The 25,139-nt window shown below is 35.7% G+C and carries 20 protein-coding genes and 1 riboswitch; of the genes, 4 read left to right on the top strand and 16 right to left on the bottom strand.

What is annotated here, in order from left to right; translation table 11 throughout:
• Positions 1–244 precede the first annotated feature (244 nt).
• From NST02_RS07215 to NST02_RS07185, 7 genes are all read right to left on the bottom strand, one after another.
• The gene (locus NST02_RS07215) at positions 245–1,357 is read right to left on the bottom strand and encodes a response regulator (RefSeq protein WP_340950001.1); all 1,113 of its coding nucleotides are present in this window, start codon (positions 1,355–1,357) and stop codon (positions 245–247) included.
• Positions 1,357–4,422 (bottom strand): hybrid sensor histidine kinase/response regulator, encoded by a 3,066-nt coding sequence (locus NST02_RS07210; RefSeq protein WP_340948584.1) that lies wholly within the window; start codon positions 4,420–4,422, stop codon positions 1,357–1,359. Before NST02_RS07210 ends, NST02_RS07215 begins: the two co-directional genes overlap by 1 nt.
• 484 nt (positions 4,423–4,906) lie before the next feature.
• Complete coding sequence (locus tag NST02_RS07205; RefSeq protein ID WP_235879464.1) at positions 4,907–5,932, bottom strand: LCP family protein; 1,026 nt, start codon at positions 5,930–5,932, stop codon at positions 4,907–4,909.
• A gap of 134 nt (positions 5,933–6,066) precedes the next feature.
• The gene (locus tag NST02_RS07200; protein ID WP_095314614.1) at positions 6,067–6,957 is read right to left on the bottom strand and encodes a polysaccharide deacetylase family protein; all 891 of its coding nucleotides are present in this window, start codon (positions 6,955–6,957) and stop codon (positions 6,067–6,069) included.
• A gap of 368 nt (positions 6,958–7,325) precedes the next feature.
• Positions 7,326–8,459 carry a WD40 repeat domain-containing protein gene (locus NST02_RS07195; protein ID WP_321178002.1) on the bottom strand — a complete coding sequence of 378 codons (1,134 nt, stop codon included), beginning with the start codon at positions 8,457–8,459 and terminating at the stop codon, positions 7,326–7,328.
• Entirely contained in the window at positions 8,456–9,913 is a 1,458-nt protein-coding gene (locus NST02_RS07190) for a HAMP domain-containing sensor histidine kinase (protein ID WP_095314616.1), read from the bottom strand. The genes NST02_RS07195 and NST02_RS07190 overlap by 4 nt, the downstream gene beginning before the upstream one ends.
• Positions 9,914–9,916: 3 nt before the next feature.
• Positions 9,917–10,615 (bottom strand): response regulator transcription factor, encoded by a 699-nt coding sequence (locus tag NST02_RS07185; protein ID WP_137743735.1) that lies wholly within the window; start codon positions 10,613–10,615, stop codon positions 9,917–9,919.
• A 565-nt stretch (positions 10,616–11,180) separates the two neighbouring features.
• Between NST02_RS07185 and NST02_RS07180 the strand changes: the two genes are divergently transcribed.
• On the top strand, positions 11,181–11,633 hold the full coding sequence (locus NST02_RS07180; protein WP_212933564.1) for a hypothetical protein: 453 nt from the start codon (positions 11,181–11,183) through the stop codon (positions 11,631–11,633).
• 101 nt (positions 11,634–11,734) lie between these two features.
• Here the strand turns inward: NST02_RS07180 and NST02_RS07175 are convergent, their stop codons facing one another.
• The 4 genes from NST02_RS07175 to NST02_RS07160 all read right to left on the bottom strand — a co-directional run bounded on the left by NST02_RS07175 (position 11,735) and on the right by NST02_RS07160 (position 16,793).
• Entirely contained in the window at positions 11,735–14,317 is a 2,583-nt protein-coding gene (locus NST02_RS07175; RefSeq protein WP_340948581.1) for an ABC transporter permease, read from the bottom strand.
• Complete coding sequence (locus tag NST02_RS07170) at positions 14,314–14,997, bottom strand: ABC transporter ATP-binding protein (protein ID WP_137743732.1); 684 nt, start codon at positions 14,995–14,997, stop codon at positions 14,314–14,316. The genes NST02_RS07175 and NST02_RS07170 overlap by 4 nt, the downstream gene beginning before the upstream one ends.
• 98 nt (positions 14,998–15,095) lie before the next feature.
• Positions 15,096–16,100, bottom strand: a complete 1,005-nt coding sequence (locus NST02_RS07165) for a sensor histidine kinase (RefSeq protein ID WP_340948579.1) — start codon at positions 16,098–16,100, stop codon at positions 15,096–15,098.
• A gap of 3 nt (positions 16,101–16,103) precedes the next feature.
• Positions 16,104–16,793, bottom strand: a complete 690-nt coding sequence (locus NST02_RS07160; protein WP_095314622.1) for a response regulator transcription factor — start codon at positions 16,791–16,793, stop codon at positions 16,104–16,106.
• A 168-nt stretch (positions 16,794–16,961) separates the two neighbouring features.
• On the opposite strand from NST02_RS07160, the gene NST02_RS07155 reads away from it, so the two are divergent.
• Together NST02_RS07155 and NST02_RS07150 are read left to right on the top strand one after the other, a co-directional pair.
• Positions 16,962–17,570, top strand: coding sequence for a cupin domain-containing protein (locus NST02_RS07155; RefSeq protein WP_340948578.1), 609 nt, complete (start codon positions 16,962–16,964; stop codon positions 17,568–17,570).
• A gap of 89 nt (positions 17,571–17,659) precedes the next feature.
• Positions 17,660–17,744: riboswitch (cyclic di-GMP riboswitch) on the top strand.
• A gap of 66 nt (positions 17,745–17,810) precedes the next feature.
• Entirely contained in the window at positions 17,811–18,167 is a 357-nt protein-coding gene (locus NST02_RS07150; RefSeq protein ID WP_095314624.1) for a response regulator, read from the top strand.
• 92 nt (positions 18,168–18,259) lie between these two features.
• Here the strand turns inward: NST02_RS07150 and NST02_RS07145 are convergent, their stop codons facing one another.
• Both NST02_RS07145 and NST02_RS07140 read right to left on the bottom strand, forming a co-directional pair.
• Positions 18,260–19,555 (bottom strand): hemolysin family protein, encoded by a 1,296-nt coding sequence (locus tag NST02_RS07145; protein WP_137743730.1) that lies wholly within the window; start codon positions 19,553–19,555, stop codon positions 18,260–18,262.
• Between the two features lie 704 nt (positions 19,556–20,259).
• On the bottom strand, positions 20,260–20,547 hold the full coding sequence (locus NST02_RS07140) for a CotD family spore coat protein (RefSeq protein WP_095314626.1): 288 nt from the start codon (positions 20,545–20,547) through the stop codon (positions 20,260–20,262).
• Positions 20,548–21,502: 955 nt separating this feature from the next.
• On the opposite strand from NST02_RS07140, the gene NST02_RS07135 reads away from it, so the two are divergent.
• A complete protein-coding gene (locus NST02_RS07135; protein ID WP_340948577.1) occupies positions 21,503–21,907 on the top strand; it encodes a hypothetical protein in 405 nt (134 codons plus the stop codon).
• A gap of 45 nt (positions 21,908–21,952) precedes the next feature.
• Here the strand turns inward: NST02_RS07135 and NST02_RS07130 are convergent, their stop codons facing one another.
• From NST02_RS07130 to NST02_RS07120, 3 genes are all read right to left on the bottom strand, one after another.
• A complete protein-coding gene (locus NST02_RS07130; protein ID WP_137743729.1) occupies positions 21,953–23,131 on the bottom strand; it encodes a sensor domain-containing diguanylate cyclase in 1,179 nt (392 codons plus the stop codon).
• 306 nt (positions 23,132–23,437) lie between these two features.
• Positions 23,438–23,719 carry a hypothetical protein gene (locus NST02_RS07125; RefSeq protein ID WP_095314629.1) on the bottom strand — a complete coding sequence of 94 codons (282 nt, stop codon included), beginning with the start codon at positions 23,717–23,719 and terminating at the stop codon, positions 23,438–23,440.
• A gap of 111 nt (positions 23,720–23,830) precedes the next feature.
• Complete coding sequence (locus tag NST02_RS07120; protein WP_235879463.1) at positions 23,831–25,057, bottom strand: MFS transporter; 1,227 nt, start codon at positions 25,055–25,057, stop codon at positions 23,831–23,833.
• Positions 25,058–25,139: the final 82 nt, after the last annotated feature.

The raw sequence follows: 25,139 nt of genomic DNA, 5'->3' as shown, positions 1-25,139 counted from the left end.
ACAAATATTGAACATTTTGATCCATAATTAGGAAAAAGGCATACCCAAATCATTTTCTGTTAGAATTCTGCTTTAAAAATGCAGAATTTTGACGAATAACTATGGGAGGTTTAGAGTTTATTGCGAATTCTCGGTAAAACGCTCATCGTTCAAAAAAGGGCAAAAAAAAGCAGGAGGAGAAAAACGAGTCATTTTTCTTCTCTTGCTTAACCTGCGGCAAGCTTTTTTTAGCAGCCTTTTTTATTTAAAGTAGTTGGCTTTTATATAATTCCTCAATCTGCTCTGGCAATTTCATTCCCAGATCACCTTCATATATAATTTTAAATCCACGATATAATGTTTTCAGCTGCTGCAACTGATTGCTTGAAATTAAAAATTTCATAAACATGAGCATATATTCCTCATTATACAAATCAAACTGAAGTAGTTTTTCTAAACATTTTTCAATGATGAAGCGGTTTTCTTCTACTTCGATATTATCTTTTATAAAGTTCACTAAAACAAATTGAACAGATTTTTTTATGCGCTCCCCTTCTAAAAATACCCAGGGAAAGTCTTCTTCTTCAAGATAATCTCCATCATAAAGATTCAACAACTTTTCGACGGATGCATGATCGATAACATCTTGCTCACAAATTTTAAGAATTTCGGTTACATCACTTTCAGGAGAAATCATTAATTGATAATGATCATTATTAAATTTTAAAGGGTTCTTCTGCACTCCCGCAGCCCTTACCGTTTTTCTAAGCTGATAAACCGTTGTATGCAGAAGCGAAATAGCTTTATCAGCCCTCATTTCCGGCCAAAGATCCTCAATTACTTTTGCTTTATGAACAGGCTTGTCACGAAAATGCCATAAGTAAACAAATAATTCCTTCACCTTTTTCGTCCGCCAAGAGACATCATCACCCTTTGAATCAAGCAAGCGAAAGCTTCCCATCGTGTAAATATACAGCTCTTTGCTTTGAGAAGCAGCTTTCTGCAATTTTTCATACATTTCTAGCTTTTCCCTTATCTTCGTAATCGTTTTTTGAAGACGATTACGCTTTACTGGTTTAAGCAAATAATCAATCACACTGACTTCAAAAGCATCTAACGCATACTCAGGATGGGCAGTAACAAACACAACTTCTAAATGCTCAAACTCCCGATGCAGCCATTCAGCTAGTTCAATACCATGTCTCTCTCCTAATTCGATATCAAGAAAAAGAACATCCACTTGCAGATGAGGAAGTTGCTCCATAGCAGTATAAGGATTTGTAAATGTTCCCACAATCTCAACATCATTCAATGACTGAAGCAAATCTTTTAACACTTCAATTGCATAAGGTTCATCATCCAATATACTAACTCTCATCACTTTTTAACTCCTGGTAAAAGTATTGTGATTTTTGTTCCCACTCCTTCTTCACTTTCCAACGTGAAGGAAGAGCGTTTTATTAATTTGAGCTTTTTAAACGGGTTTGTAAATCCAACCCGCGAATTTCTCCCTTGCATTAATTCCAGTTGCTTTTGCTTTGAAATGCCGACTCCATTATCCTCAACAACAATTTTAACTTGATTATCGACTTTATTGATCGAGAGCTTAACTGTACCACCGTTCCCTTTCATGGCAATCCCGTACTGAACCGCATTTTCAACAAGGGGTTGAATCGTCATTAATGGGATGATTGCATCCGCTGTATCATCGATATCATATTCAACTTGCAAACGTTCATCGAATCTTATTTTTTCAATTTCTAAGTACGATTGAACAAGTTCGATTTCATCTTCTAGTCGTACTAATGAACGATAACTCGTAAAATCAAGTTTCGCGCGAAAATAAGTTGCTAAATGGACCAGCGCTTCCCTTGTTTGCTTCGTATCTGTAAAAGTCAAACCAATGATCGTATTCAGTGTATTATAAAGAAAATGTGGTTTAATCTGAGAATAATACATCGTTAATTCATTTACTAACGCTTCTTTCGCAGATTTCTTCATCGATAAAAGAAACTCAACGCGAGCCTTTAACTCATCTAAAATAATCGGCTTTTGCAAAAAATCATTTGCACCAATTTGCAGTGAATGAATTAAATCAGTTATTTGCCCAGCAGCCGTTAAGATAATGACTGGTAAATCAAATAAGTCAAATTCTTTGCGCAATTGTTGACACACATCAAACCCAGATAAATTTGGCATCATTAAATCTAAAATGACCAAATCAATTTCCTGTTGTTGAATGACCTCTAATGCTGATTCCCCATTATCGACGGCAATAACCGTATATCCTAGTGAGACAATCATATCCATTAATATTTTTAAATTTGGAGGTTCATCATCTACGATTAGAATGGTGTAGTCTTTCTCTCCTTCTACAGATTGTGGAAAGTGATACTGTACCGGTAATTGCTCAATGGGAGCTGTTTGATGTAAAACAACCGTTTTTTCAGTTTTCTCATTGATTTTTTGCCCGTCCTCCACCAATGGAATCGTAAAGGTGAAACAAGAGCCTTCGCCTTTAGTAGACGTTACCGAAATGCTTCCTCCGGAAAGCTCTACTAATTCCTTTGCAATGCTCAATCCAAGACCTAAACCATTTTGGTTCCGATCATGATGATTTTTCACTTGATAAAAGGAGGAAAAAATACGTGTTAAATTTTCTTCATCTATTCCAATACCCGTATCCTCTACTGAAATTTGCATGTAGTTATTTTGCACTTCTGCTGTAACCGTTATTACTCCTTGTTTCGTATACTTAATACTATTATGAATGAGATTAAAGAGGATTTGCTTCAATCTGTTTTCATCTACGTACATCAATGGGAGCGAAGGATCAGTGTGATTTATTAGTTTGACAGATTTTCGATCAGGCAGTAAATAGGACATCTCTGCTATAATATCGCCTACAACTTGAAGGGATGTTGGTGCCGGTTCATTATGAATTTCCCCCCTTTTAATATTCCCTGCATCAAGCAAGTTTTCAACTAATGTCGCTAATCTCCTCCCAACATTATGGATAAGCAGTAAATTTTCCTGTTGTTCTTTTTTTAAAGGACCTAAGAAGCCCTCCAATATTGATTTTGATAGATTAAGAATCACATGCAGGGGCGTCCGTAATTCATGTGACGTCTTAACAAGGAAATCATCTTTAAGAGAATCGAAATGCAGAAGTTCTTTCGTCAACTCATCGACTTTTCTAAAAGCTTGTTGAGATCGATAGCTCATGAGAGACGATAGTCCAATAACCATAAATAAAAAGATAAAGAGCGGTGCTCCTCCAAATTCTACCTCAAATAACAAATTTACTCCTAGAAGAATTCCATAACAGGCATAAGATACAACCACATTTATGATATATAAGGAGCCTTCTATTTTATTACGATAAGCTTTTATCAAAACAAACAGAATGTAACAATAGGCAATACCAATCAACGCAACAACTAAAACTTGCAAAAATATAAGCGGAAAAAAATCCGAAAGCTTTATTGGACGAAAAGGTCCTAAAAATATAGCGGGTACTAAAAGCATAAGACAAAGAGCCATAATCATTTTCTTGTTGGCATATTGTGTAAAAAAGCTGTACACAAATAGTAAAAAGAAGAGTACAGATAAATGAATGGTCATGAGCTGCCATTGCAGCAACATTCTTTCACCAATTTCCGGAAATATCAACATTAATAATCTTTCATTTATTGCTGCTGTATAAAATCCTTGAATGAAACAAAAAATGCTAAAATACAATTCATATAAATTCTTCCGTTGTTGCAAATACGTAACTAAGTATATCAATCCAAATATAAGATAACCGGAGAACACGATCGCATCTAATACTTTAAACAGATCTCGATTTGCCAAGATATTTTCAACTGGACCAAATTTGATTGGACGGAGAATTCCTCCCGTTGTGACTTGATGGCTTGAGACATGGATAACTAATTCAAGCTGATTCTCATCACTATTAACGAAAGCGTTATATCTGGCATTACCAAAAATATATTCTTCTTCATTCTCTGAAGCATTTCCGCTATGTCCGATTTCGTTGCCATTTACAAACATCTTGCTAGAAAAACCAATCATATTAACCTTTATGCCAAAATTTCCTGCAAATGGTGTCTTTATTATCAATCGGTAAGTTCCATAAGGTTTATTTTTTTCAATATACTCATCCCATTTATCTGGGACTTTAATAAACTTCTTTTCTTCTTGATATTCACCAAACGCTAATGGCCTAGGTTCAATGAGAACTCCCGGATAGAATTCCCACTCCCCGTCTAATGTAATCAGTTGATTATCCTCAAATGTTAAGTGACTCACATCTAAGGTGCCCTTTTCAGCTTTTGGCAGTTCGGGATTTTTCCAACCAGATACTGTGAAAACGTACACGACTGTAAATAAAATAAGAATTGCTGATAAAGATAATGTTATTTTTTTCCAATTGGTCACCTGCAAATAGTCATATTCATCTAAATAATGTTTGCTTTATTATTGTGCGATATATAGATTTAAACATACGTCTCTGTTTCCCATTATAAAACAATAGAAAGTTTGTTCAATCCTATTAGAACACTTTCAATAAAAAATAGTCATTTTATTTAATTTTTTGGCTTTGTTATATGTTGGTGTTGATTTTTGGCTCATTTCGAGTGAAACTAAGGTTTCACTCGAAATGAGCCAAAAATCGTTTACTCAACAATATTGTTTAACAAAGCTATGTTTTAAAAATTCAAACGTTAAAATTTGGTAATCAAGAGTATCAAGCATAAGGCTCTCTCACTCGGTAGGTGTAAAAATTTCCAACCATAAAAAAAAGAGAGTCTTTCAAAAGCATTGCTTTAAAAACACTCTCTACGCTATATCTACTTTAAAACCATGAAAATTGTTTTTAATCAAAACATTTCCTTTCTAAATAAATGAAGAAATACAAGAATTAGTTATTTTTAATTTCTATATCATCTGAATCCTCTTGGGCAGCCAATTCCAGTTCTTGCTTTAATATATTAGAAATATTATCGAGTCCCTCTTCGGATGGAACAAAGTAATAAATACGATCTATTATTTGACCCTCGCCCTCTAATTCAAAGGATTTGATTTTAGCAGTATTGATTGAAGAATATACATGTTGCAATTGGAAAATCTCGGTTGGACTTAAACTTGTTGTAACGTTTTTCCCTAGTATTTTAGAAATTTCACCAACCTTAAATAGTGTATTTGTCGAAATGGCCTCATCGATAGTCGCTTCGATAAATTGTCGCTGTCTTTCATCACGGGAATAAATATTGTTAACTTCACGTTTTCTCATTCGCACAAAAGCTAATGCTTCTTCCCCGTTTAACTTCTTCTCACCTTTTTCAAAATAAATTCTTTCTCCACCTGCATATATATCTTTTTCCCAAAATGGTTCTTTAATATCGACGGTAACACCACCCAATGCATTAACAAGATCTCTAAAACCATCAAAATTAACGGTGACATATTCATCAATTGGAATATTTAATAATTGCTCAACTTTTTCAACTGTAAGTTTATTGGCACCATAATCATTCATGGAGCCATATGAGTATGCCGCATTAATTTTATGAGTGCCGGCGTATTTTCCTGCTTCCTCCTCTGTAAATTCCACTCTAGTATCACGCGGAATACTAGTTATCGTTACATTTGCTGTTTTAGGATTTAATGTAACAACAATAAGGGAATCTGCTCGCCCATTTTCTCCGCTTGTTGCATAATTCTCGACACCAATTAATAAGAGCGATGTCGGCTCCTTTCCTATATTAACAGCTGTATTTCTCAGCTCTGAGTTACCATCTGGACGCTCTATCTCTTCATATGCTTCAGTTGCTGCGTTGTAAACATGAATAAAAAAGTATCCACCATAAGCAACAGTCGTGACCACTAATAGTAAAAGAACACTTATTGTATATTTTTTCCACTTGGACATTCTCTTTTTTTTCACTCTCAAACACATTGCCTCTTTTCTAAGCTAAATTTATTTACAGCGATGAACTGGCTTTTTTAAAATACAAATTTGAAGCAGATATTGAGGATCGCATTCATTCAAGACTAGAATGAGAGATTCGGAGTTATTTATTACTCCACTTTAAATTGTATCGGCTTCATCGATTCATCTATTGCTTTCATTTCATACCCATTTTCGTGAAAATAACTCAACAGTTCTTCTAAATGATTAGCTGTAGTTGGTTTCTCATGCATTAATACAACCAATGGTCTCTTACCAACATATTGGTTTACCTGCTGAATAACATTGTTCACATACTCACCTCTCGGCATCTTCCAATCCTCGGAATCAATATTCCAGTCCCATAAAATGAAATGATCACGTTCAATCACTTCCCTAAATGGAGAAGTAATATATGGTTTTGAACCATAAGGTGCTCTTATCAAACGCGAGTTTAGATTGGACTTATCAAAAATTGCATCCAGTGTTTCATTCATTTCTGATGCAAAATTTTCAGGAGAATGATAGATTTTAGATACATCATGTGTGACGCCATGAGCACCAATAGAGTGACCACTTTCAGCCACTTTCTTCACTATATGAGGATTTTGTTCGATATTTGGCTTCAACATAAAATAAGTTGCTTTTGCATGATACTGATTAAGCAAATTTAGTATTTTTTCTGAAGCAGTCGAATGCGGTCCATCATCAAAAGTTAAATAGACAACCTTGCCAAGTTCTAAATCTTTTTTCTCTTTATCTTTCTTTATAGGATCATTAGCTTTCTTTGTGCCCTGATCAGCGCTTTTATCTATTAAATCATTCGATAGTGGGTTATCAGCACTTTTGACCTTTTCCTCTACGATTTTGGGATCTGCTGCTTTAGATGATTCAAACATTTGCCCGACAACCTTCCCTGCCCATGTAACACATAATGAGACGATTAATAAAGAAAATATGACAACGGCTATTTTTCCCTTAACATTCAATTTATATCTTTTTCTTCTCTGTAAGTTTGACATATTCTTGCCCCCTAATAATACCACTGCTACATTGTAATCTTCTTTTTATTAGAATGATAGTAGCTATTATTTTTATATATTTTGACAAAACCCGACATATTTCTTTGCAAGATTTAATATAAACTACAATTGTCATAGAAGTTTGACCTACTTGTAAACAAAATGTCACAAAAAAATCTATCAACCTTTTGGTAAAAGAAATGATGGAGATTTACGTTAACACTATTGCCATTCATACGACTTTGACCATGTCCTTACGTAAGATATAGTTGTAAGGCATGAGCTAAAGAAGTACAAATTAAAAAGCCTCATTTAGTCAAAAACTAAAATGAGGCTTAATCAATCATAAATTTAAATTTTTTTTACGTCTAAAAGGCCACTATATAAGCAGAGTCATTATTTGGAACAATTTGCGTTAAGGAGCCTTCCGCCGGTGAACTTTGCTTCTGTCCATGAATGAGAAGATTATTGCCATCAGGACTCCAAAACAAATCAAACGGCACGATGCCATGATATACAGGTTCTTGAAATAAAATATTCCTTCCTTGAAGTTTTCCTGCATAAACGGTGTCACGATCGTATAAAAAATAAGCTATTTTCTTGCGATCAGGAGAAAATTTAAAACTGGTTACTTTTTCAAGTAGAGCTGAAAGTTCACCATTCCGCTGATCGTACTCATAAAGAGTGTTTTCTGGTCCCAAAAATACAAACTGGTTATTATTCAACCATGTAGGTTCACCAAGTGTTCTTAACTTTTCGGACTGAAGATTAATCCCATTATCAGTAATGGTTCCCATGATGATACTGGAATCTCGTTTTGAGTTCGGTAGTATCGTCAATAACAAATTATCACCATTATCAGAAATGCTTATAGCTGTTGGGGATTCATTCTCTATCTCCTTTAATGGATATGTTTTAAGTGATCCCGTGTCTGTATCGAAGAGATGAACTTCCGCTGGCTGCTTTTTCTTTGCCGCAAGTACAAGATAGCAAATATAACGGCTGTTATTCGACCACGCTCCTCCTTGTACGTACATTAATTTATTATAATCAATGGTAGCTATTTCCGTTTTACTGCCATCCTGAACTGATATCAAGTTTATGATTCCCTTATTTGAGGTTGAAGACATCATGATTTCAACCATCTTCTTACCATCTGGTGAGACTAACAGATTGAAAGTATACTGATGCCATTCTTGTAACATCTCCGGCGTTTCATAAGGGAACGCAAGCGTATGAAGATAATCAGGTACCCGTTTGGCAACCTCTTCCTTTTTAAAAATGCCAATAATAGAGTTCTTTGAGGACCAACCAAATAATTTATCAACAGCAGGGAGAGGATAAATCTTTTTTACCAGAAAAGGATGGGAATTATGATTTTCAATATTGTTTTCTTCCTGTGCTGGAATCACAATTGTTTCCGCTCTTTCTCCACTGCAACCGGATACGAACAGGACAATAAGCAATGCGATCGATAACCAGCCAATAAACTGCTTGTTCAAGATGGTTCCTCCTCTCCTAAACGATTGATTTCCATCGCAACAATGGTCTGATTTTCCTCATAGAACATTTTGATCGCACCTTTGTGTTCCTCAACGATCGCTTTTACAATGCTTAACCCTAGCCCCATACTTCCCTTTTCTGTAGTTTGATTGCTGGCTGAATAGTGTGGTTGAAACAACTTGGAATATTGGACATCCTCGAAGGGCGGGCTAGGATTCTTAAAAATAAGATGAATTTTTTCTTCAACTGCCTTAGCTTCAACCATTATTTCTGAATTAGCGGAGCTGTACTTAATGGCATTATCAAGCAGATTAATAAATAACTGGCGTAATCTATCGGCTTGGCCATACACATATAAATTTTCTTCAATTTCAGCTTGAATTCTTTTCTTATATCGTTCTGCCCGAAACGACATTGACTCGCAAACATCTTTTAAAATTCCCCCAGCATCCACTCTGTCAAACTTTTGATTAATAGAAGAACTCCGTGATATTTCAAGAAGCTTTAACACCAAATTGTGAAGACGCCTACTTTCTTCTATTATGTGATTCATTCCTTTATTAAAAAACTTCTGATCAGATTCACCCTTTTCTTTTATCATTTCAGCATATCCCAGTATGGAAGTTAGCGGTGTTTTAAGCTCATGGGTAATATTATCATAAAAGCGCTTTTCCTGTTCATTCAGTTCTTTTAACTGATCACGATCCTTTTCAATCGTAGATATTTGATCTTTTATTCTGGAAATCATTTCATTAAAATTAACAGCAAGTTGACCAATTTCATCTTTTCTATGAAAATTGATATCTACATCCAAATTCCCTTTCTTAATATCTGATGATGCCTCCGTCAGCTTTGTCAGTGGAATCGTAATATTTCTGGAAAGAATGTAAGAAAAAAGGTACGCGACTGCAAATATTGCCAATGCAATATAAAAAATGAAATCGACAATTTCTCCACTCTGTTTATAAAGGAGACTAAAATCCTTGGAAAAGCGGAGTATTCCTACTTTCGTTCCGTCAATGACAACTGGATATGAAAAAAGAGCTTCTGCCTTACTCCGATCATAAATAATATGATAAGCAGTATTTCCACTAATAGCCTCTTTTAGATCTTCATCACTTTTCTTTAAAAATGCTGCTTCATCAGACGATGCTAACAATTCACCATCTACGCTATAGACACTAACATTGCTGCCTGTCGAATGTGTTAAATCATTTACCATGTCTGTAGCCATATCACTAAAATAAAGTTCATTGCTTTTATAATGATTAATCAAAAACGCTTGTCTTACATAAACAATACTATTTTTTTTAAGATCAACTAAATCTGAAGTAACAACTTTTTGATTGTTTGACCATATCGTCTCTTTTACCGTTTGATTAAGCACAAGAAAAGAAAGGACAAAAATAACAAAAAAGCCAATAATAAACTTAGCCTTTATCGTTCGAAACATCCTTTATCCCCCCAGCTTCTCAAACTTATATCCGATCCCAAAAACAGTAGTAATCAAATCACCTGCATTTAGCTTTTTACGGAGCCTTTGAATATGAGTATCGACCGTTCGGGTGTCCCCTACGAAATCATATCCCCATACAAGATTTAACAGTTCGGAACGAGAGTAAATTCTTCCACGTGATTCAATCAAGGTCATGAGTAAATCAAATTCTTTAGGTGTCAATTCTACTAATTGCTCATCCTTCTTTACCAGCCTCTCCTCTGGAATGATCACAAGATTTTTAATGCGAATTATTTCGCTTTCCGTATTTCCTTGTTCGCTTGAATTCGCATGATTTAAACGACGAAGAATCGTACGAATTCTTGCCACGATCTCTCGAAGATCAAATGGTTTTGTTATATAATCATCAGCGCCATATTCCAATCCTAGTACTTTATCCGTGATATCAGATTTGGCCGTAATCATCAGGATTGGAATATTATAGTTCTCCGTAACCATTTTACATAAATCTAAACCGCTGCAATCAGGAAGCATCCAATCAAGTAAAAGAAGATTAGGTTTGAACTCTGCCAATTTACTCATTCCTTCCGATCCGCTTGTTGCAATACATGTTTGAAAACCTTCCGATGTAAGTCGATAAGATAATAAATCCGCAATCGGTTCATCATCTTCAATAATAAGAATCCTTGTTTCATTCATAAACAGTCACTCATTCCTTTTTCGTATGTACTTATACTTCGCTATTATTTAAAGCTTTGTTAAACAGAATTTTGTTGATCAAACGCTCTGTTACTCATTGCGTGTGAAACCTTGGTTACACATGTCTGCTAGTAAGTATTTTTGAAGGTCAAAGGGAAGATAATCCAAAAATCAACACCGACATTCAACAAAGCCATAAAAAACATAGATATTCTCTAAATTATTGTAGCACAACAAATTCTGCAGGACTTCATTCCCCCCTGCTTTTTAATTCTTCCGCACTGTTTGTACCTTATTTCGATGAAAAGCCTTCGTTTTTCTTGCCTTTTCGCTCTAATGAAGAACGGATTTTACTCAAGAAATCAATAGGAGAACGATTGCTTTTCTTCAATCCGGGCTAAATTTTAACACTGTTGTATAAATGCTTCTTGATTAAAGTTGTTGCATTTACATAACCACAGATCTCATTTGAACTAAATCTGCACATATCTAATTTTAGCAATTTCCTAATAAAGATAAGGGTTTCCGCACACACTAATAATAAAACATGAAGGGAAATTGTCTTATGTTAAATCAAATTATTTTATGGGCGATGTTGATTCTCCCATGGGGCTTATTATTTTTTTTAGATAAACAGCGGGTGAGTGAATTTTTACCAGCAGGGTTATTTTCCTCACTTTTAATCACGATCGTATTTCAAATTTATGAAAGATGGGATATTGTAAAAGTAAAAGAAACGATTGTGCCTCTCACAAATGTTCCCCCAGCTACGTATGGATTGTACATTGTGTTACCGATGTTTTTTTTGTACCTTACTTTCGGAAATTTTTGGGTATACTGGATTCTTAATTTGGTTAGCGATCTGGTCTATTGTTTTGTATTCATGGGATTATATGAAAAATTTGGGATCTTCGATATTAATAAAATAAATTATTTTGGTATATTTCTAATACAACAAGCGTTATCTATGTTGATTTACCTCTTTCAAATAGGCTATAACAAGCTTCGAGAGCATTAAAAAATGTAAATAGACACTTTCCTAAATAATTGGGAAAGTGCCTTTTACAAGCTGAGAAGAAAAAAACGATTCTCCCCGCGCAAATGATGCTTTATTGATTTCTAAATATTCTCCTGTATTAAACCATCAATGATATTTTCTTTTTTGATCTTCCGAATCGAATACAGCATCACCGAGCTTACAATGATAAAAATAGCGATAATGACATAAACAATGTTCATCCATGGCACCATTAATCCGTAGGAAAAGGGGCCTTGTAAGGACCAATGTATAAGCGCCATTACCACTGCGCTAATAGGTAGCCCATAAAGCAATGCTTTCACACCATAAAAAACACTTTCATAGTTGATCAACTTATTAAATCCTTTTGGCGTCATTCCAACTGATTTTAACATCGCAAACTCACGTTTACGCAAAGATATACTTGTTGAAATCGTATTAAATATATTGGCTACAGAAATTAATGAAATTAAGGCAATGAACCCGTAAGTGAACACAGATAAAAGCATAATAAACTGTTCCTCTTTCTGTTTCTGCAAAGAAACATTATAGACATAAGTAGTAGTGGAAACCTGAGCCTCGAGCGCCTTCTGTGTCTCCATCGGATCAGAGCTATTTATAAATAAGTTTGTCTGCACTGAATCGGAAACATCCTCCTTTATTATTTGCTCGAGCACCTCTTCTCGGACGATCACTTCTAATGCTCCTACACCTGATGTCATTATTCCCATTGGAACTTGGTCCGTTAACGCTGCAAGCTTTATTTGCTGATGGGATACTTCCTCTTCGCTGTCATCATCCATTACGACCGTATCCAACACTTCCCCTGGTGTCATCTCAATTGCCTTTGTCTCAACAAATTTACCTAAACGATAATCCTGATATTTAATCTCATCAATCACAATAGCGTTAATGGTTGAGTTGTCTTCAAAGTCATTTTTATTTGCGCCGATCTGCTCTACATATCTTTGAAAACTCGATTCATCAAGTCCATATAGATTGATGACAAAATCATACGTATCTCCTTGAGATTGTTCATTCTCCATGATGTCATGAAGCTCTTTTGGCCACGCTTCTTTTTTTATTGGTGCCATTAACTGCATTTTCTTTTGAATGCTATAATCCGTAATTCCCGTCAAACCTGTGAGGGATTGTAGTTCCTCGTTGGTCAAATCGTTCTCATTCACTTCCACTTGGATGTCAAAATTGATTCCGTCCTGTGACAATTGGGCGGACTTACTAATATTACTTGTAAAAAAAGAGACCGATAAATACAAAACAATACTAATGACTAATGAAAATACAGTGGCTTTATATCTTCTTTTATTACGTTTCATGTTTTTCAAACCAATTTCTGCTTCAATTCCAAAAATTGTTCTTACTAGCTTTGATGTTTTTACTGTTCTGCCAGATAGTTTAATGTCCTGAGTTTGTCGAATCGCATCGATCGCAGCAATTTTTGACGCTTTTCTCGCGGGTAAAAAGGTGGAAATAAATATTGTCAACAGCGAAACCACACATGCAAGCAAGAGCGACAACGGTGTCACGACTACTTCTAATTTCTCGGTAACTCCAAGTGCTCCTTCTATCAAGGAATTAATAAACAAAAAGGTGACAGCAATGCCTCCTAATCCTGCAACAATTCCAATGGGAATACTTATTAAAGCAATGATTGCTCCCTCAAAGAATACGGAATCGCGTTTTTGTTTCCTCGTTGCCCCTACACTAGAAAGCATTCCTAAATGTCTTGCCCGCTCCGATACACTAATAGCAAAGGCATTATAGATGAGAGATACGGAACCGATTACGATTACAACCATGATGATACAGGCAAGGGAATACAATGTTCGTTGCAATTCATCATTATCTGTTACTCCATAAAAACGTAGAAGTTCCTTATTAAATTTAATTGTCTCTATCTTATTTTCACTTGCTACTTGTTCAACGGTTTTATAAAGAGAACGATTGATCTTATCGACAACGACAACAGCATCGACCACATCGTCATTGGACAGTAAATTCGGTTCGATTAAATTGATAACTGTATAAGCCGGTGACCAAGTAGATTCCCATATTGGTCTTTTAATGACACCAACAATCGTAAATGTTTGCGAATCCTCAATTACTAATTCTTCTTTTACCCCGTTCTCATCTTTGGCAAGTGGATCATTTTGCCTCAACTGATCATCGTATCCTTCTACAACCCTCTTCCCAAAATCGAGAGTGACTTTTTGACCAATCCTGTAATTTACACCAGCATCATTTTTAATTTCCTCTGAAATAACGATCTCATTAGCAGCTTGTGGAAGCCTTCCTTCACTTAACTCAATTGGAAATTGCTCAAATCCTGGCTCACTAAGTTCCTTTACAAACAAATATGGTTTATTCTTATTTTGGGAATTTGCTAACTTTGCATAGCCACGATCTCTTGAAACGACTAACTTGCTCGTGGATTCTTCCTTTGCGATCGTCTCCAGTTGCTCTTTTGTTACATCTGAATATTGAACATGCCATTCACCATTAGAAGCGATCGATTGCCTTTTCATTAAATCAAGAAAGGAAACTGCTAAAGTCGAAACTGCCATGATCATGGCAACGAAAATAATAACTCCGATAATCGTTATAAGAGTTCTTCTTCTATTCTTGCGTAAATGTCTAATCGTTAGTTTATTAACAATATTCATGGACGGAGCACCTCATCTTTGGCAATCCTACCATCCTCAATTGAAATAACACGGTCGGCCTGTAAAGCAATACGTTCATCATGGGTGATAACGATGAGTGTTTGATTAAAAGTTTTATTGAACATTTTGAGCAATTCCATAATTTCGCTGCTATTTTTACTATCCAAATTTCCTGTCGGTTCATCAGCCAAAATAATAGCCGGATTGCTGATCAGTGCCCGTCCGATCGAAACACGCTGCTGTTGACCACCAGATAATTGATTCGGCAAATGGCTTAAGCGCTCTTTCAAGCCAAGAATTCTCACAATCTCATCTAATTGTTTGCCATCTACCTTATGCCCATCCAGCAACACCGGTAATGTTATATTTTCTTCAACCGTTAAGATCGGAATAAGATTATAAAATTGATAAATCAAACCAATTTGCCTTCTCCTAAAAATAGCTAATTGTGTTTCGTCCAGCTCATAAATATTTGTATTATCGATAAAAACATTCCCGCTTGTCGGTCGATCAACTCCGCCTAATAAATGAAGCAAAGTTGATTTCCCTGAACCGGAAGGACCGATGATCACAACGAATTCTCCTTTTTTTACAGAAAACGATACCCGATCCAACGCTTTTACCTCTGTAACCCCTTTTCCATACACTTTAGACAGATCTTCTATTTTTAAAATATCCATGCAAAAAACCTCCACCATTTGTCATTGCTATTTAGTATATCTGTCTAAAATGACTTTTAGGTGACTATAAAGTGACAATCTAGTCATTTATACACCAACTAAATCACTTGTTTATAAAATTTAATTTGGAAAGTGGTTCCCTTGCCAACTTCACTTCTTACCTCAATATCTCCTTGCTGGTTGGTGATGATACTGTACGATAGGGCAAGCCCTATTCCAACGCTATCTTCTCCCGCATTTTTCCCTTTATAAAATCGTTTAAAAATGTTAAACAAATCCTCTTTGTCGATTCCTTTGCCATCATCCTGAACCGTAATTTCTGTATAAAGTGCATTTTCTAAAAAAGAAATAGCAATATGACCACCTTCATCGGTATGCTCTACACAATTTTTTAAAATATTGATCAACGCTTCTACCGTCCAATTAAGATCACCGATAAAGATCGCATTTTCATCCCCAGATATTATTAAAGACTGCCGTTTAATATCGATGGGAATTAAAATAGACTCAACAGCTTTTTTAACTAATGAATGTACAGGAATTCTATCCTTTTTAAATAGAACTGTGCCTGCATCAATTTTTGACAATTTTAACAATGAGGAAACGAGCCACTCAATTCTTTCTAATTGCATGCGCATATTTCTTGTGAACTCAGCTCTTTTGTCTTCATCTAGAGCGGGATCACTTATTAAATCAGACATAACGATCATCGAGGTAAGCGGTGTTTTTAATTGGTGCGATATATCTGAAATTGCATCCGTTAACCGCAGCTTATCTTTTTGCAATAAGGAGCTTTGTTCAGACAGCATGAATGTCACTTTATAAATATCATTTTTTAATATACTTAACTCCCCTTCATCATTATCACGAACATCAAGACTATAATCTCCACTTATAATTTTTCTAATGGAACTAGAGAGCTTTTTTAATTCAGAATAACGCCATTTAGTGAAAGAGATAGAGACAATGATAAAAACAGCAGAAATGATCGTCACTGCAATGGCAACTTTTATCGAAAAGAAGATTGCAGTCATTACTGCCGCTATAACAGCGATCATAGATTGTACGAGCATGAAAAAACGGATTTCACGATTGCGAAGCATTCCCTATTCACCAACCTTATAGCCTATACCTCTTACGGTTTTTATGATTGTTGGGCTTTGCGGATCATCTTCTAGCTTTTCTCTTAGGCGTTTTATGTAAACTGTTAACGTATTATCATTGACAAAATCACCAGCGACATCCCATATTCGTTCTAAAAGCTGGACTCTTGTCAAAACTTGTCCAAGGTGATTAGCAAAAATTAATAGTAATTTATATTCCAATGCCGTTAAAAGAACCTCCTCCCCATTTTTCCAAACTGTTCCTTCTAACGTATTAATGCCGATATTTCCGATTTCAATGACCGTTTTGGGCTGCGTTTGCAGATGCAGGTTATATCTTCTAAGAACAGATTTAATTCGAGATATAAGCTCACGAATTCGGAAAGGCTTCGTAATATAGTCATCAGCCCCCATATCAAGCCCCATTACAACATTGACCTCGTCATCGAATGCAGTTAAAAAAATAACGGGCTTATCACTGTGTTTTTTAACAATTTGGCATAGCTCATAACCACTACCATCTGGAAGGGATAAATCAAACAAACACAAATCAACTTCATTTAATCCCTTTGTTAAAAAGCTTTCAGCTGATTTAGCATCGTGATACAGCACTGTTTCAAACCCATCCTTCTGCAGGGAGTACTCTAAGCCAGCAGCAATCGTCCTATCATCCTCAACTAATAAAATTTTCATTCTAGCACGTCCTTACACGGGATTCTTATGTTTATCATATTTTATCGCCACGTTAGCGTCAAAGGCATAGTAGCGATTCTTGCTTGCAATTGTACAAAACACGAAAAGTACCTCAATTGCATAACATGCCTAAGAGTTTTCAAATGTGAAAAAAGAGGTGAAAATAATATGACTGCCTACTTAGATTACACATCACCATCCTTGCAGTACACTTTTGACGTCAATAAAAGTACATTATTCAAAAAGGACAATGACAACCTCATTAATATATTAGGTATACGTCAGCTCAATACATTGGAAAATACATCCCTTCTCGATATATTTTTAAGCGCGAATAATGTCATTGAACCACATTATCATCAAAATGCAGCCGAGCTTGTTTACTGTATATCTGGAGCAGCAATCGTCTCCATTCTTAACCCCTTCACAAAACAAATTCAAAATTATCCAATAACACCTGGTCAAGTCGCAAATGTCCCACAAGCGTGGTGGCATTATGAGGTGGCAACAACAGATAATACCCATTTACTTGCCATCTTTAATGCCCCTACTCCCGAGGTGATCTTAGGCTCTGATCTGCTCAAATTCACTCCAGCAAATATCGTCACTCATACGTATTGCATCGATGAACCAAGCTGGATTAAGACCGTTCAACCGGTGCAGCCAAGCACGTATATTGGTCCATATAAGAACTGTCATAAAAACAAGAAAAAACAAACACGTACCGAGCCGCTTACCCATCCTTTTGCACATCAACAACCTGAACATCGCTTTTGAACATGATTAAACGCCATAATACTTTTTTTCTAAAAGCATCTTTCCTTAATATTAATTTAGTTTGCTAAATCTCTTTTTGCCATGTTATCATTACCTTCGGGCAAATTTTACGAAAGTAAGAGACGCAAAGCCACGGGCCTAAGACTTAATAGTTATGGCAGCCGGGTTGCAAAAACAGGGTATTTATGAGAAACACTTTTTTCGCTAATTTGCCTTATCTAATAGCGAAAGGTGAAGAAAATGTGTAAAACGGTATTAATTGCTGATGATTCCAAATTTTCCCGAAATTTAATCAAGTGCCTTGTCAGCGAGAATGGTTTCCATGTAATTGCTGAAGCTGCTGATGGAAGGAGCGCTGTTACTATCTTTCAGGAAAAACGCGCTGACATTGTTTTGCTAGACTTAACCATGCCTATATTGAATGGATTAGATGCATTGCGGGAAATTATTCAATTTGATCCGAATGCAAATGTCATTATTTATTCAGCAATGGGCCAAAAAAGACTTATAATCGAAGCGTTAAAGCTCGGTGCGAAAGATTTTGTCATAAAACCTCATTTCTCCCAACTAATCCCCGCAATGAAAAAATTATTTTGATAAGGCCTTGAAAAAGTATGCGTCATACCCTAACATAATCAAATGTAAAAGCACAAGGATTACATCCAAGTGCTTTTTATATTTGTTATAGATTAAATTTTAGCAACTTCTAAATAAAGAATTTGGTGCCCTTCTTTACTTAGAACTTTAAAATTGTAGCCATTATATTCAATATCCGAACCAATTTCAGCATCAATGTTCTGCGTTAGAAACCAACCGCCAATTGTATCAACCTCTTCATGAGGCAGATAAATGCCTAATAACTCGCTTACATCTTCAATCAAAACACGGGAGTTCAAAATATAATGGTTCTCACTTAATTTTCTGATATCTGGAATTTCGTCGTCATCGAATTCATCTCTTATCTCGCCAACAATTTCTTCCAAAATATCCTCAACGGTTACTAGCCCCGAGGTCCCCCCGTATTCATCCATCAAAATAGCAATATGAATTCGTTCCTTCTGCATTTTTACGAGCAAATCATGAATAGGAATCGTTTCAATAACTCGAATAACCGGGTTGATAAATTCAGCAATCCTAAATTTTTCTTCTGTTCTTTGCTGATGCAAAGTGGCTGTTAAAAACTCCTTCACATTAATGATTCCAACAATATTATCCTTATCCCCGTCCACAACTGGATATCGCGTATAATTCTCTCTTTTAATCGTATTGATCATTTCTTCCAACGAGCTGTCAATGGATAAAGAGACAATATCTGTTCTCGGAACCATAATTTCTTTGGCAATTCTTTCGTCAAATTCAAAAATATTATTCATGTATTTTAACTCATTTTTATTAATTTCCCCACTCTTATAACTTTCCGATAACAAAATGCGAAGTTCCTCCTCAGAATGAGCAACCTCATGCTCAGAAGCTGGTTTAAGACCAAATAAACCAACAAGCACTCGAGCTGAGCCATTTAAGAACCAAATGAACGGAAACATGATTTTATAGAACCAAATAATTGGAACTGCAAACAAAAGTGCGACTGCTTCAGCTTTTTGAATCGCAACCGTTTTAGGTGCCAATTCCCCAATCACAACATGTAAAAAAGTAACTAAAGCAAAAGCAATGGCAAATGATAATATGTGGTTAAGGGATTGATTTAAATGAAAATATTCAAATAGCGGATGTAATAATTTCTCAACAGTCGGCTCGCCTAGCCAACCTAACCCTAATGCTGTTATCGTGATCCCCAATTGACATGCTGACAAATATTCATCAAGATGTGTTACTACCTTTTTAGCCGAAACTGCTCCTTTTTTTCCTTCTGAAATGAGCTGTTCTATTCGTGAAACACGTACCTTTACAATCGCAAATTCAGTTGCTACAAAAAATGCTGTTAAAGCAATTAATAAAACAATTAAAAATAAATTAATAGTTGTCAATCATTGGTCTTACACAAAAGTAAGACGTACACCTCCTAGTAAAGTTCGTTTACTTGCTATATTCATCTTGTTCAGTTCAACTAAGCAGCAGCAACAATGATTGTATCAACTTTCAGAAGTTCTTTTTTCTTATCATCAGTCTGCTCAAGTTGAGATACAATCACTGCACACACTTTTTTAACCATCGCATTTTTTAAACGGATTTCTAATACATCAATTACTTCAGAAAATTTTTCGTTAATCTCTTTTTTAATCTCATCGAGCGTCCTACTTTCAGTTTTCCGCTCTTCAATAAAATGTATTCTTTCAATCGTTGAATAATCATAATAGCGATAGTTACGCTATGCCGTAACAAACCTAAATGTGTATAATTATTCTTTGTTCTCCTCGTAACATTAGCTTTTTCTGCTAATTCACCATTTCAATTTCATTACCTCAGCGCAAATATAAAAAATGACTTCAATCTTCAACGGCTTTATTTTATTTATTGGCTTTGTTAAATAGAATTATTGTTAAAATGATCCCAAAATCAACACCGACATATAACAGAGCCTATTTATTAAGGCTCGATGATTCAAGCTCTTTATGTATATAGCACAGTTAATTTTTTATTTATCTTATCTTATTCATTTTATGCTTTTAACAATTCCATTTACTTAAAAAAGAAGCACCTACTAAAAAGCAGGTGCTCCTATGCTTGCCGATTACAAGCTGAACATTCCTCCAGCTCGTCTACATCTTGGATTATTAACATCACTTCCACAATCGTAATTTTCCTCTACCACTTCATTTACCTGTCTTTGGGTAACAGGGTAGAAATTTTCATTTCTTACAACTGTTCGGTTAACGTTAATAACTTCAGTAGGGTGGATTCGTCTAACCGTGCGTTTAGTTGTATGCACCTTTACAATTGTTTCTGTTGGTGAAACAATTGTTTTATCACCCTGAACATTCCCACGTGATTTCTCACATCCACAATTTTTTCTACTCATAGCATTTCCTCCTTTCTATTTCTATTTGTCTTACGCTACATCATATGTAAAAAGAGAAAGATTCTCCTTAGTTGAATTTATTATTTTTCAATAATTAATAAGAGAGCCTTAAAGCAAATATACTAAAAAAAGAAACTCTGTTGAAAGAAATATAAAAATTCCATTACGCTGTATCATATGCTAAATATATCGAAATAATTGAGTCCTCCCCAAATAAAATTGAGGCATTATTCAATAATTCAGTAACAAGATTTGACTCGGTACAAAAAATAAATCTTCACATTGGAGAAGGAATAGAATTCTCGCTTTATTATACTGAAATAGCGGATGACATTCTTTAATAGAAATCTCCTTCAATACAACTACAGATCACGTTATAAAAAGTCTACTAAATGATGGGAAAAACTAGCTTCACCTCAAAAAATATATTAAAGAAAATACTGTTTAAAGAGGAGCTTCCACTCCCGGAGACTTCAGAACACAAACCGATTCACACCCTACCTCCATGAGTAAAAGCAACAGACCCACGACCAAAGTTACATCCATCATGGTTATGTGTTTAACGAACATCAGCGAAAACATTCCAGTGATATATTGACTTAATGTGAATAAGAGATCATTTTTAAAAAAGGCCATTTTGGGAGGAACTAAAAAACAAAGTGAAGGAACATGGATGGGTAAAGCTCTATCCAAGCTAACATCCCTTCTCGGGCACCAAACTAATGTCATTCATTAATTATTACGTATTTATTCATAGTCTGTTCATATTTACCAACTATAATAAAAACTAAGAAAAGCTTGCCTTTTCATTTACCCTCATAAATATTCCTTTCAAATATCCAGTCAAAAGCTGGATATTTTTCTTTTGCAAAAGTCATTCTTCCATCTCCATCAACAAAAAAAGCTTCTAAAGCATATGTTATAAAGAATCGAGACTTGAGGAGTGAGGAGTGGCGTGGACAAAATCCAAAAAGAACAAATGCCCATATTAACGGAAGAAGAGAAAGAGTCAAGAATTTTAAGGTTAAGACAGCAAGTTGTCGCCAATGTTTGGATCCAAGCCTTTGCAGGATTAGCAGAAGCTGCAGCTTTAACAAAATTATACTATTTAGAAGAGCAAGTGCCCGGCACCCTTGAAATCGTTCAAGGAGTATGGATTCAAGTAATTGGCACATTATTGGAAGCGATTGGTCTCTCTGAACAACTTGTGACCGAGGATGAATCAGCATTTTTTTACGGTCAAAGACATGCCGTTACCGGGGATTGGATCCAATCCCTTGGTGGAATTGTTGAAGCTATTGGCGGGGAAAGAGTTTTAGAGGATGCAATGCGCAAAAGGTTTGATGAGCTCGTACCTTAAATTAGTTAAGATAGCCCCGATTTCTTAAAAATCGGGGCCTTGTATTCACTTGGAAAAATTCATTTGTAATTGTTTAAATATTTTCTTAAGCACACCATTCTTTTTCACCGGCAGATTAGGTATTTCTTCCATATAAAATTGGATATTGTTTTTCCCCTTGCTTTTCGCATAATACATAGCCTTATCTGCATTGTTTAATAATGTTTCCTGATCTTCCCCGTCGTCTGGATACATGGCAATTCCTATGCTAGGGGTCACTTTTGGCTGTTTATCTCCAAGCAAATAAGGAACAGAAACATTTGTCAAAATCCGCTCAGCGATATCCTGAATATCTTCTCTTTTTGTTTCTTCAAATAAAATGATAAATTCATCGCCACCTAACCTCGCAATCAAATCCTCATACCGAACGGAAGTTTTTAATCGAACCGCTACTTCTCTCAATAATAGATCTCCCGTTTCATGCCCCATCGTATCATTCACTTTTTTGAATCCGTCTAAATCGATAAACATTACCCCTAATGGTTGAGAAAGTCGCTTTGAGCGAGAAAGCGCCTTTTTTAAATGCCGCTCCAAAAGAGTTCTGTTTGCTAAATCAGTTAATTCATCGAAAAACGCAAGATGTTTTAACTTCATCTCCAGCTTTTTTCTTTCTGTTATATCAATGAGTTGTCCTGTGATATTCACTACATGGCCGACATCATTTTTAACGGAACTCTCTCGAAAAATGATCCAGCGTTCCTCTCCATCTGGACGAATAATTCGAACTTCTGTCGAAGCGACAGTTCCTGTCGTCCATTGACCAATCTTTTTCTCAATCTTTTCAATATCCTCGGGATGAACAATAAGTTTCCATAAATTTTTATCATTTCTAATCTTTTGATATGGATAACCATATATATGTTCAATTCCCTTGGAAATATAAAAATCCCCTGTCTCGGTACTATAAGAAAACACTGCAATATCCTCAACTGTATCGAGAGCAACCTCAATCAGCCGTTTTTCTTCATTAACAGAGTCCAGCTCTTTCTTCATTAAATCGTACAAAGCCGCTTTTTCACTTGTTCTTTGATAAAGATCGACAAACGACCAAATGCTAATCGTACCAGCAAAAATGATAATCACAGTAATAACCTCTAATGAATTTACTAATAAAAAATTATAGGCAAGCAAAACAAGTGTAAACAGTAAAATGGCGGTAATTTTGACAAAACTCGGACGTTCCATAATGTTCTCCTTTAAAATCTACTTATATAGCGATTTTTGTCGTTTTATCGGGAAGCAAGTCCACAATCGTTATCGTACCACTCGCCTTGTTATTAGACAAATTTAGAATAACTATTCATTGTTTGGCTTCAGAAAGCATATGTTTAAAATTAAAAGAACAAGAGGCCTTCGTCATCATTAAGGCTACATTGTTCGTATAACCTTCCGATGGTAACATAAAGAAAAAGTTTGTCCAACGATAGCTGCTTCCCAGGATCGCAAAGGTCGAAAAATAAAAAAAGGAGCCTCCAACTTGAAGGACTCACCTTATTTATCCTCTTCAACTTTTAATTCTATTTTTTTACAGCCAACATAGAGGCAAGAATAGATTTCTAAGCCTTCTTTTGCCTTCGCAAGCCCTTTTACATATGGTTTAACCAAATCCTTAAAATCCTCTCTGACTCCTTCCTCTTCCAAAATCCCATATACGTATAGCTTTTTTTCGTCAAATAAAAAAGCAATATTCCCTACCGCCTTATTTTCCGAACTAACAATATTCAACACTTGAAACTCTGCTGTCATCACTTCAGGTGAAAAATATATTTGCACAGTATCATCTCCTTTGCCGTATCAATGAAAGGGAAGGGCTGAAAAAGAAACCAGTTATTCAAAGTGAATTACGTCCATTTCACAAAAGAGCACCACCAAATGGCAAACGACTTAAGTAAACTGCAACTTTTCAAACAGTGAATCCTGATCGTTTTCTTCTGACGTTTTCTTTTTTTGGACATGAATAAAGACGAGTGATAGTAAGGCGACCAATAAAGTTAATGCGGCTGTCGTTAAAAACATCCCTGTTCGAGACCATTCCATTAAAGTGCTATACACTGGAGGACCAATCGCAACTCCTAAAAAACGAACAGAACCGTATAGAGAGGTAACAAAACCTCGCTTATCCGTTGAAACGGATCCCGTAATAAAACTATTTATACAAGGGAGAACTAATCCAGTCCCAATACTGCTGATCACAAGGACAGAGAAAAAAGGAATTAATTTTTCAAAAAAGACAAGAGTGGAAAAAGATATCGTCATAAGAAGAAGTCCTAACACGATAAGTGCTTTCATCAATCTCATTTTTTTGCCAATTTTGCTCCCAGTTATATACGAAGTTGTTGTCATAAATAGGAGAGGAATTGCTAGGATTCCTCCTTTTAACACACCATCAATTTGATGCTCTTTCTCCAAAATATCGGAAATATAAAACAGGATACCGAATAAAGTGAATAAGCAGGTCGCACCTGTTAAATAGGCAACGAACAACCAACGCCCTTCTGTTTTAAAAACGGATACAAGCCCTTTGACATATTTTCCAACAGGAGGCGGCTCTTTGTGTGCTTTTTTTTCTTTTATAAAGAAGAGGGTTAGGAGTACCGAAATTAAACAAAATACGGGAAAAGCAAAAAAAGCTGCATACCAAAACAGTAGCGCAAATAATGAACCGATAATCGGACTTATCACTTTGCCAAATCCGTTGGAAGCTTCGACAAGACCAAGTACTTTACTTTGCTCCCCTCCTTTAAATAAATCTCCGGTCAGTGCCATCGCAATTGGGGCTGTACCAGCAGCTCCAAGCCCTTGCATGATTCTCCCAGCTATAATCCACGTATAAGCATTTGAAAACCAAGCTGCAGCAGCTCCTGCAAGCAGTCCACCGCTCCCATAAAGGATAAGGGCAGGTATGATAATAGCCTTACGTGAAAAGCGATCCGAGAGATAACCTAGTACAGGAATAGAAATCGCCGCTGCAATGGAAAACACAGAAATGATCAGACTTACTTTGAATTGCGAAATATCCAACTCTGTTTTCATCTTTGGAAGAATTGGAATCAGCATCGAATTTCCTAAAACAAGAATGAGCGGAATTGAGCCTATTGCAAAAATTGTCATTCCTTTATGTTTTTGCTTTACCAATGCTCGAACACCCCCTTAGATGAAAATCAAGATTTTTGATAGTACACTTCTTTATTGT

It is taken from the genome of Robertmurraya sp. FSL W8-0741 (assembly GCF_038004005.1).
GTDB classification, from domain to species: Bacteria; Bacillota; Bacilli; order Bacillales; family Cytobacillaceae; genus Robertmurraya; species Robertmurraya siralis.
The sequence above is the reverse complement of the archived record's forward strand: the minus strand, read 5'-3'. Positions and strand labels throughout refer to the sequence as shown.

What these genes read in the sequence shown, in the direction of transcription:
- NST02_RS07130 (WP_137743729.1), bottom strand. Translation starts at nt 23,131, where the DNA reads ATGGAACGTCCGAGTTTTGTCAAAATTACCGCCATTTTACTGTTTACA.
- NST02_RS07175 (WP_340948581.1), bottom strand. Translation starts at nt 14,317, where the DNA reads ATGAATATTGTTAATAAACTAACGATTAGACATTTACGCAAGAATAGA.
- NST02_RS07215 (WP_340950001.1), bottom strand. Translation starts at nt 1,357, where the DNA reads ATGAGAGTTAGTATATTGGATGATGAACCTTATGCAATTGAAGTGTTA.
- NST02_RS07120 (WP_235879463.1), bottom strand. Translation starts at nt 25,057, where the DNA reads ATGACAATTTTTGCAATAGGCTCAATTCCGCTCATTCTTGTTTTAGGA.
- NST02_RS07190 (WP_095314616.1), bottom strand. Translation starts at nt 9,913, where the DNA reads ATGTTTCGAACGATAAAGGCTAAGTTTATTATTGGCTTTTTTGTTATT.
- NST02_RS07200 (WP_095314614.1), bottom strand. Translation starts at nt 6,957, where the DNA reads ATGTCAAACTTACAGAGAAGAAAAAGATATAAATTGAATGTTAAGGGA.
- NST02_RS07150 (WP_095314624.1), top strand. Translation starts at nt 17,811, where the DNA reads ATGTGTAAAACGGTATTAATTGCTGATGATTCCAAATTTTCCCGAAAT.
- NST02_RS07160 (WP_095314622.1), bottom strand. Translation starts at nt 16,793, where the DNA reads ATGAAAATTTTATTAGTTGAGGATGATAGGACGATTGCTGCTGGCTTA.
- NST02_RS07170 (WP_137743732.1), bottom strand. Translation starts at nt 14,997, where the DNA reads ATGGATATTTTAAAAATAGAAGATCTGTCTAAAGTGTATGGAAAAGGG.
- NST02_RS07185 (WP_137743735.1), bottom strand. Translation starts at nt 10,615, where the DNA reads ATGAATGAAACAAGGATTCTTATTATTGAAGATGATGAACCGATTGCG.
- NST02_RS07155 (WP_340948578.1), top strand. Translation starts at nt 16,962, where the DNA reads ATGACTGCCTACTTAGATTACACATCACCATCCTTGCAGTACACTTTT.
- NST02_RS07165 (WP_340948579.1), bottom strand. Translation starts at nt 16,100, where the DNA reads ATGCTTCGCAATCGTGAAATCCGTTTTTTCATGCTCGTACAATCTATG.
- NST02_RS07140 (WP_095314626.1), bottom strand. Translation starts at nt 20,547, where the DNA reads ATGAGTAGAAAAAATTGTGGATGTGAGAAATCACGTGGGAATGTTCAG.
- NST02_RS07180 (WP_212933564.1), top strand. Translation starts at nt 11,181, where the DNA reads ATGTTAAATCAAATTATTTTATGGGCGATGTTGATTCTCCCATGGGGC.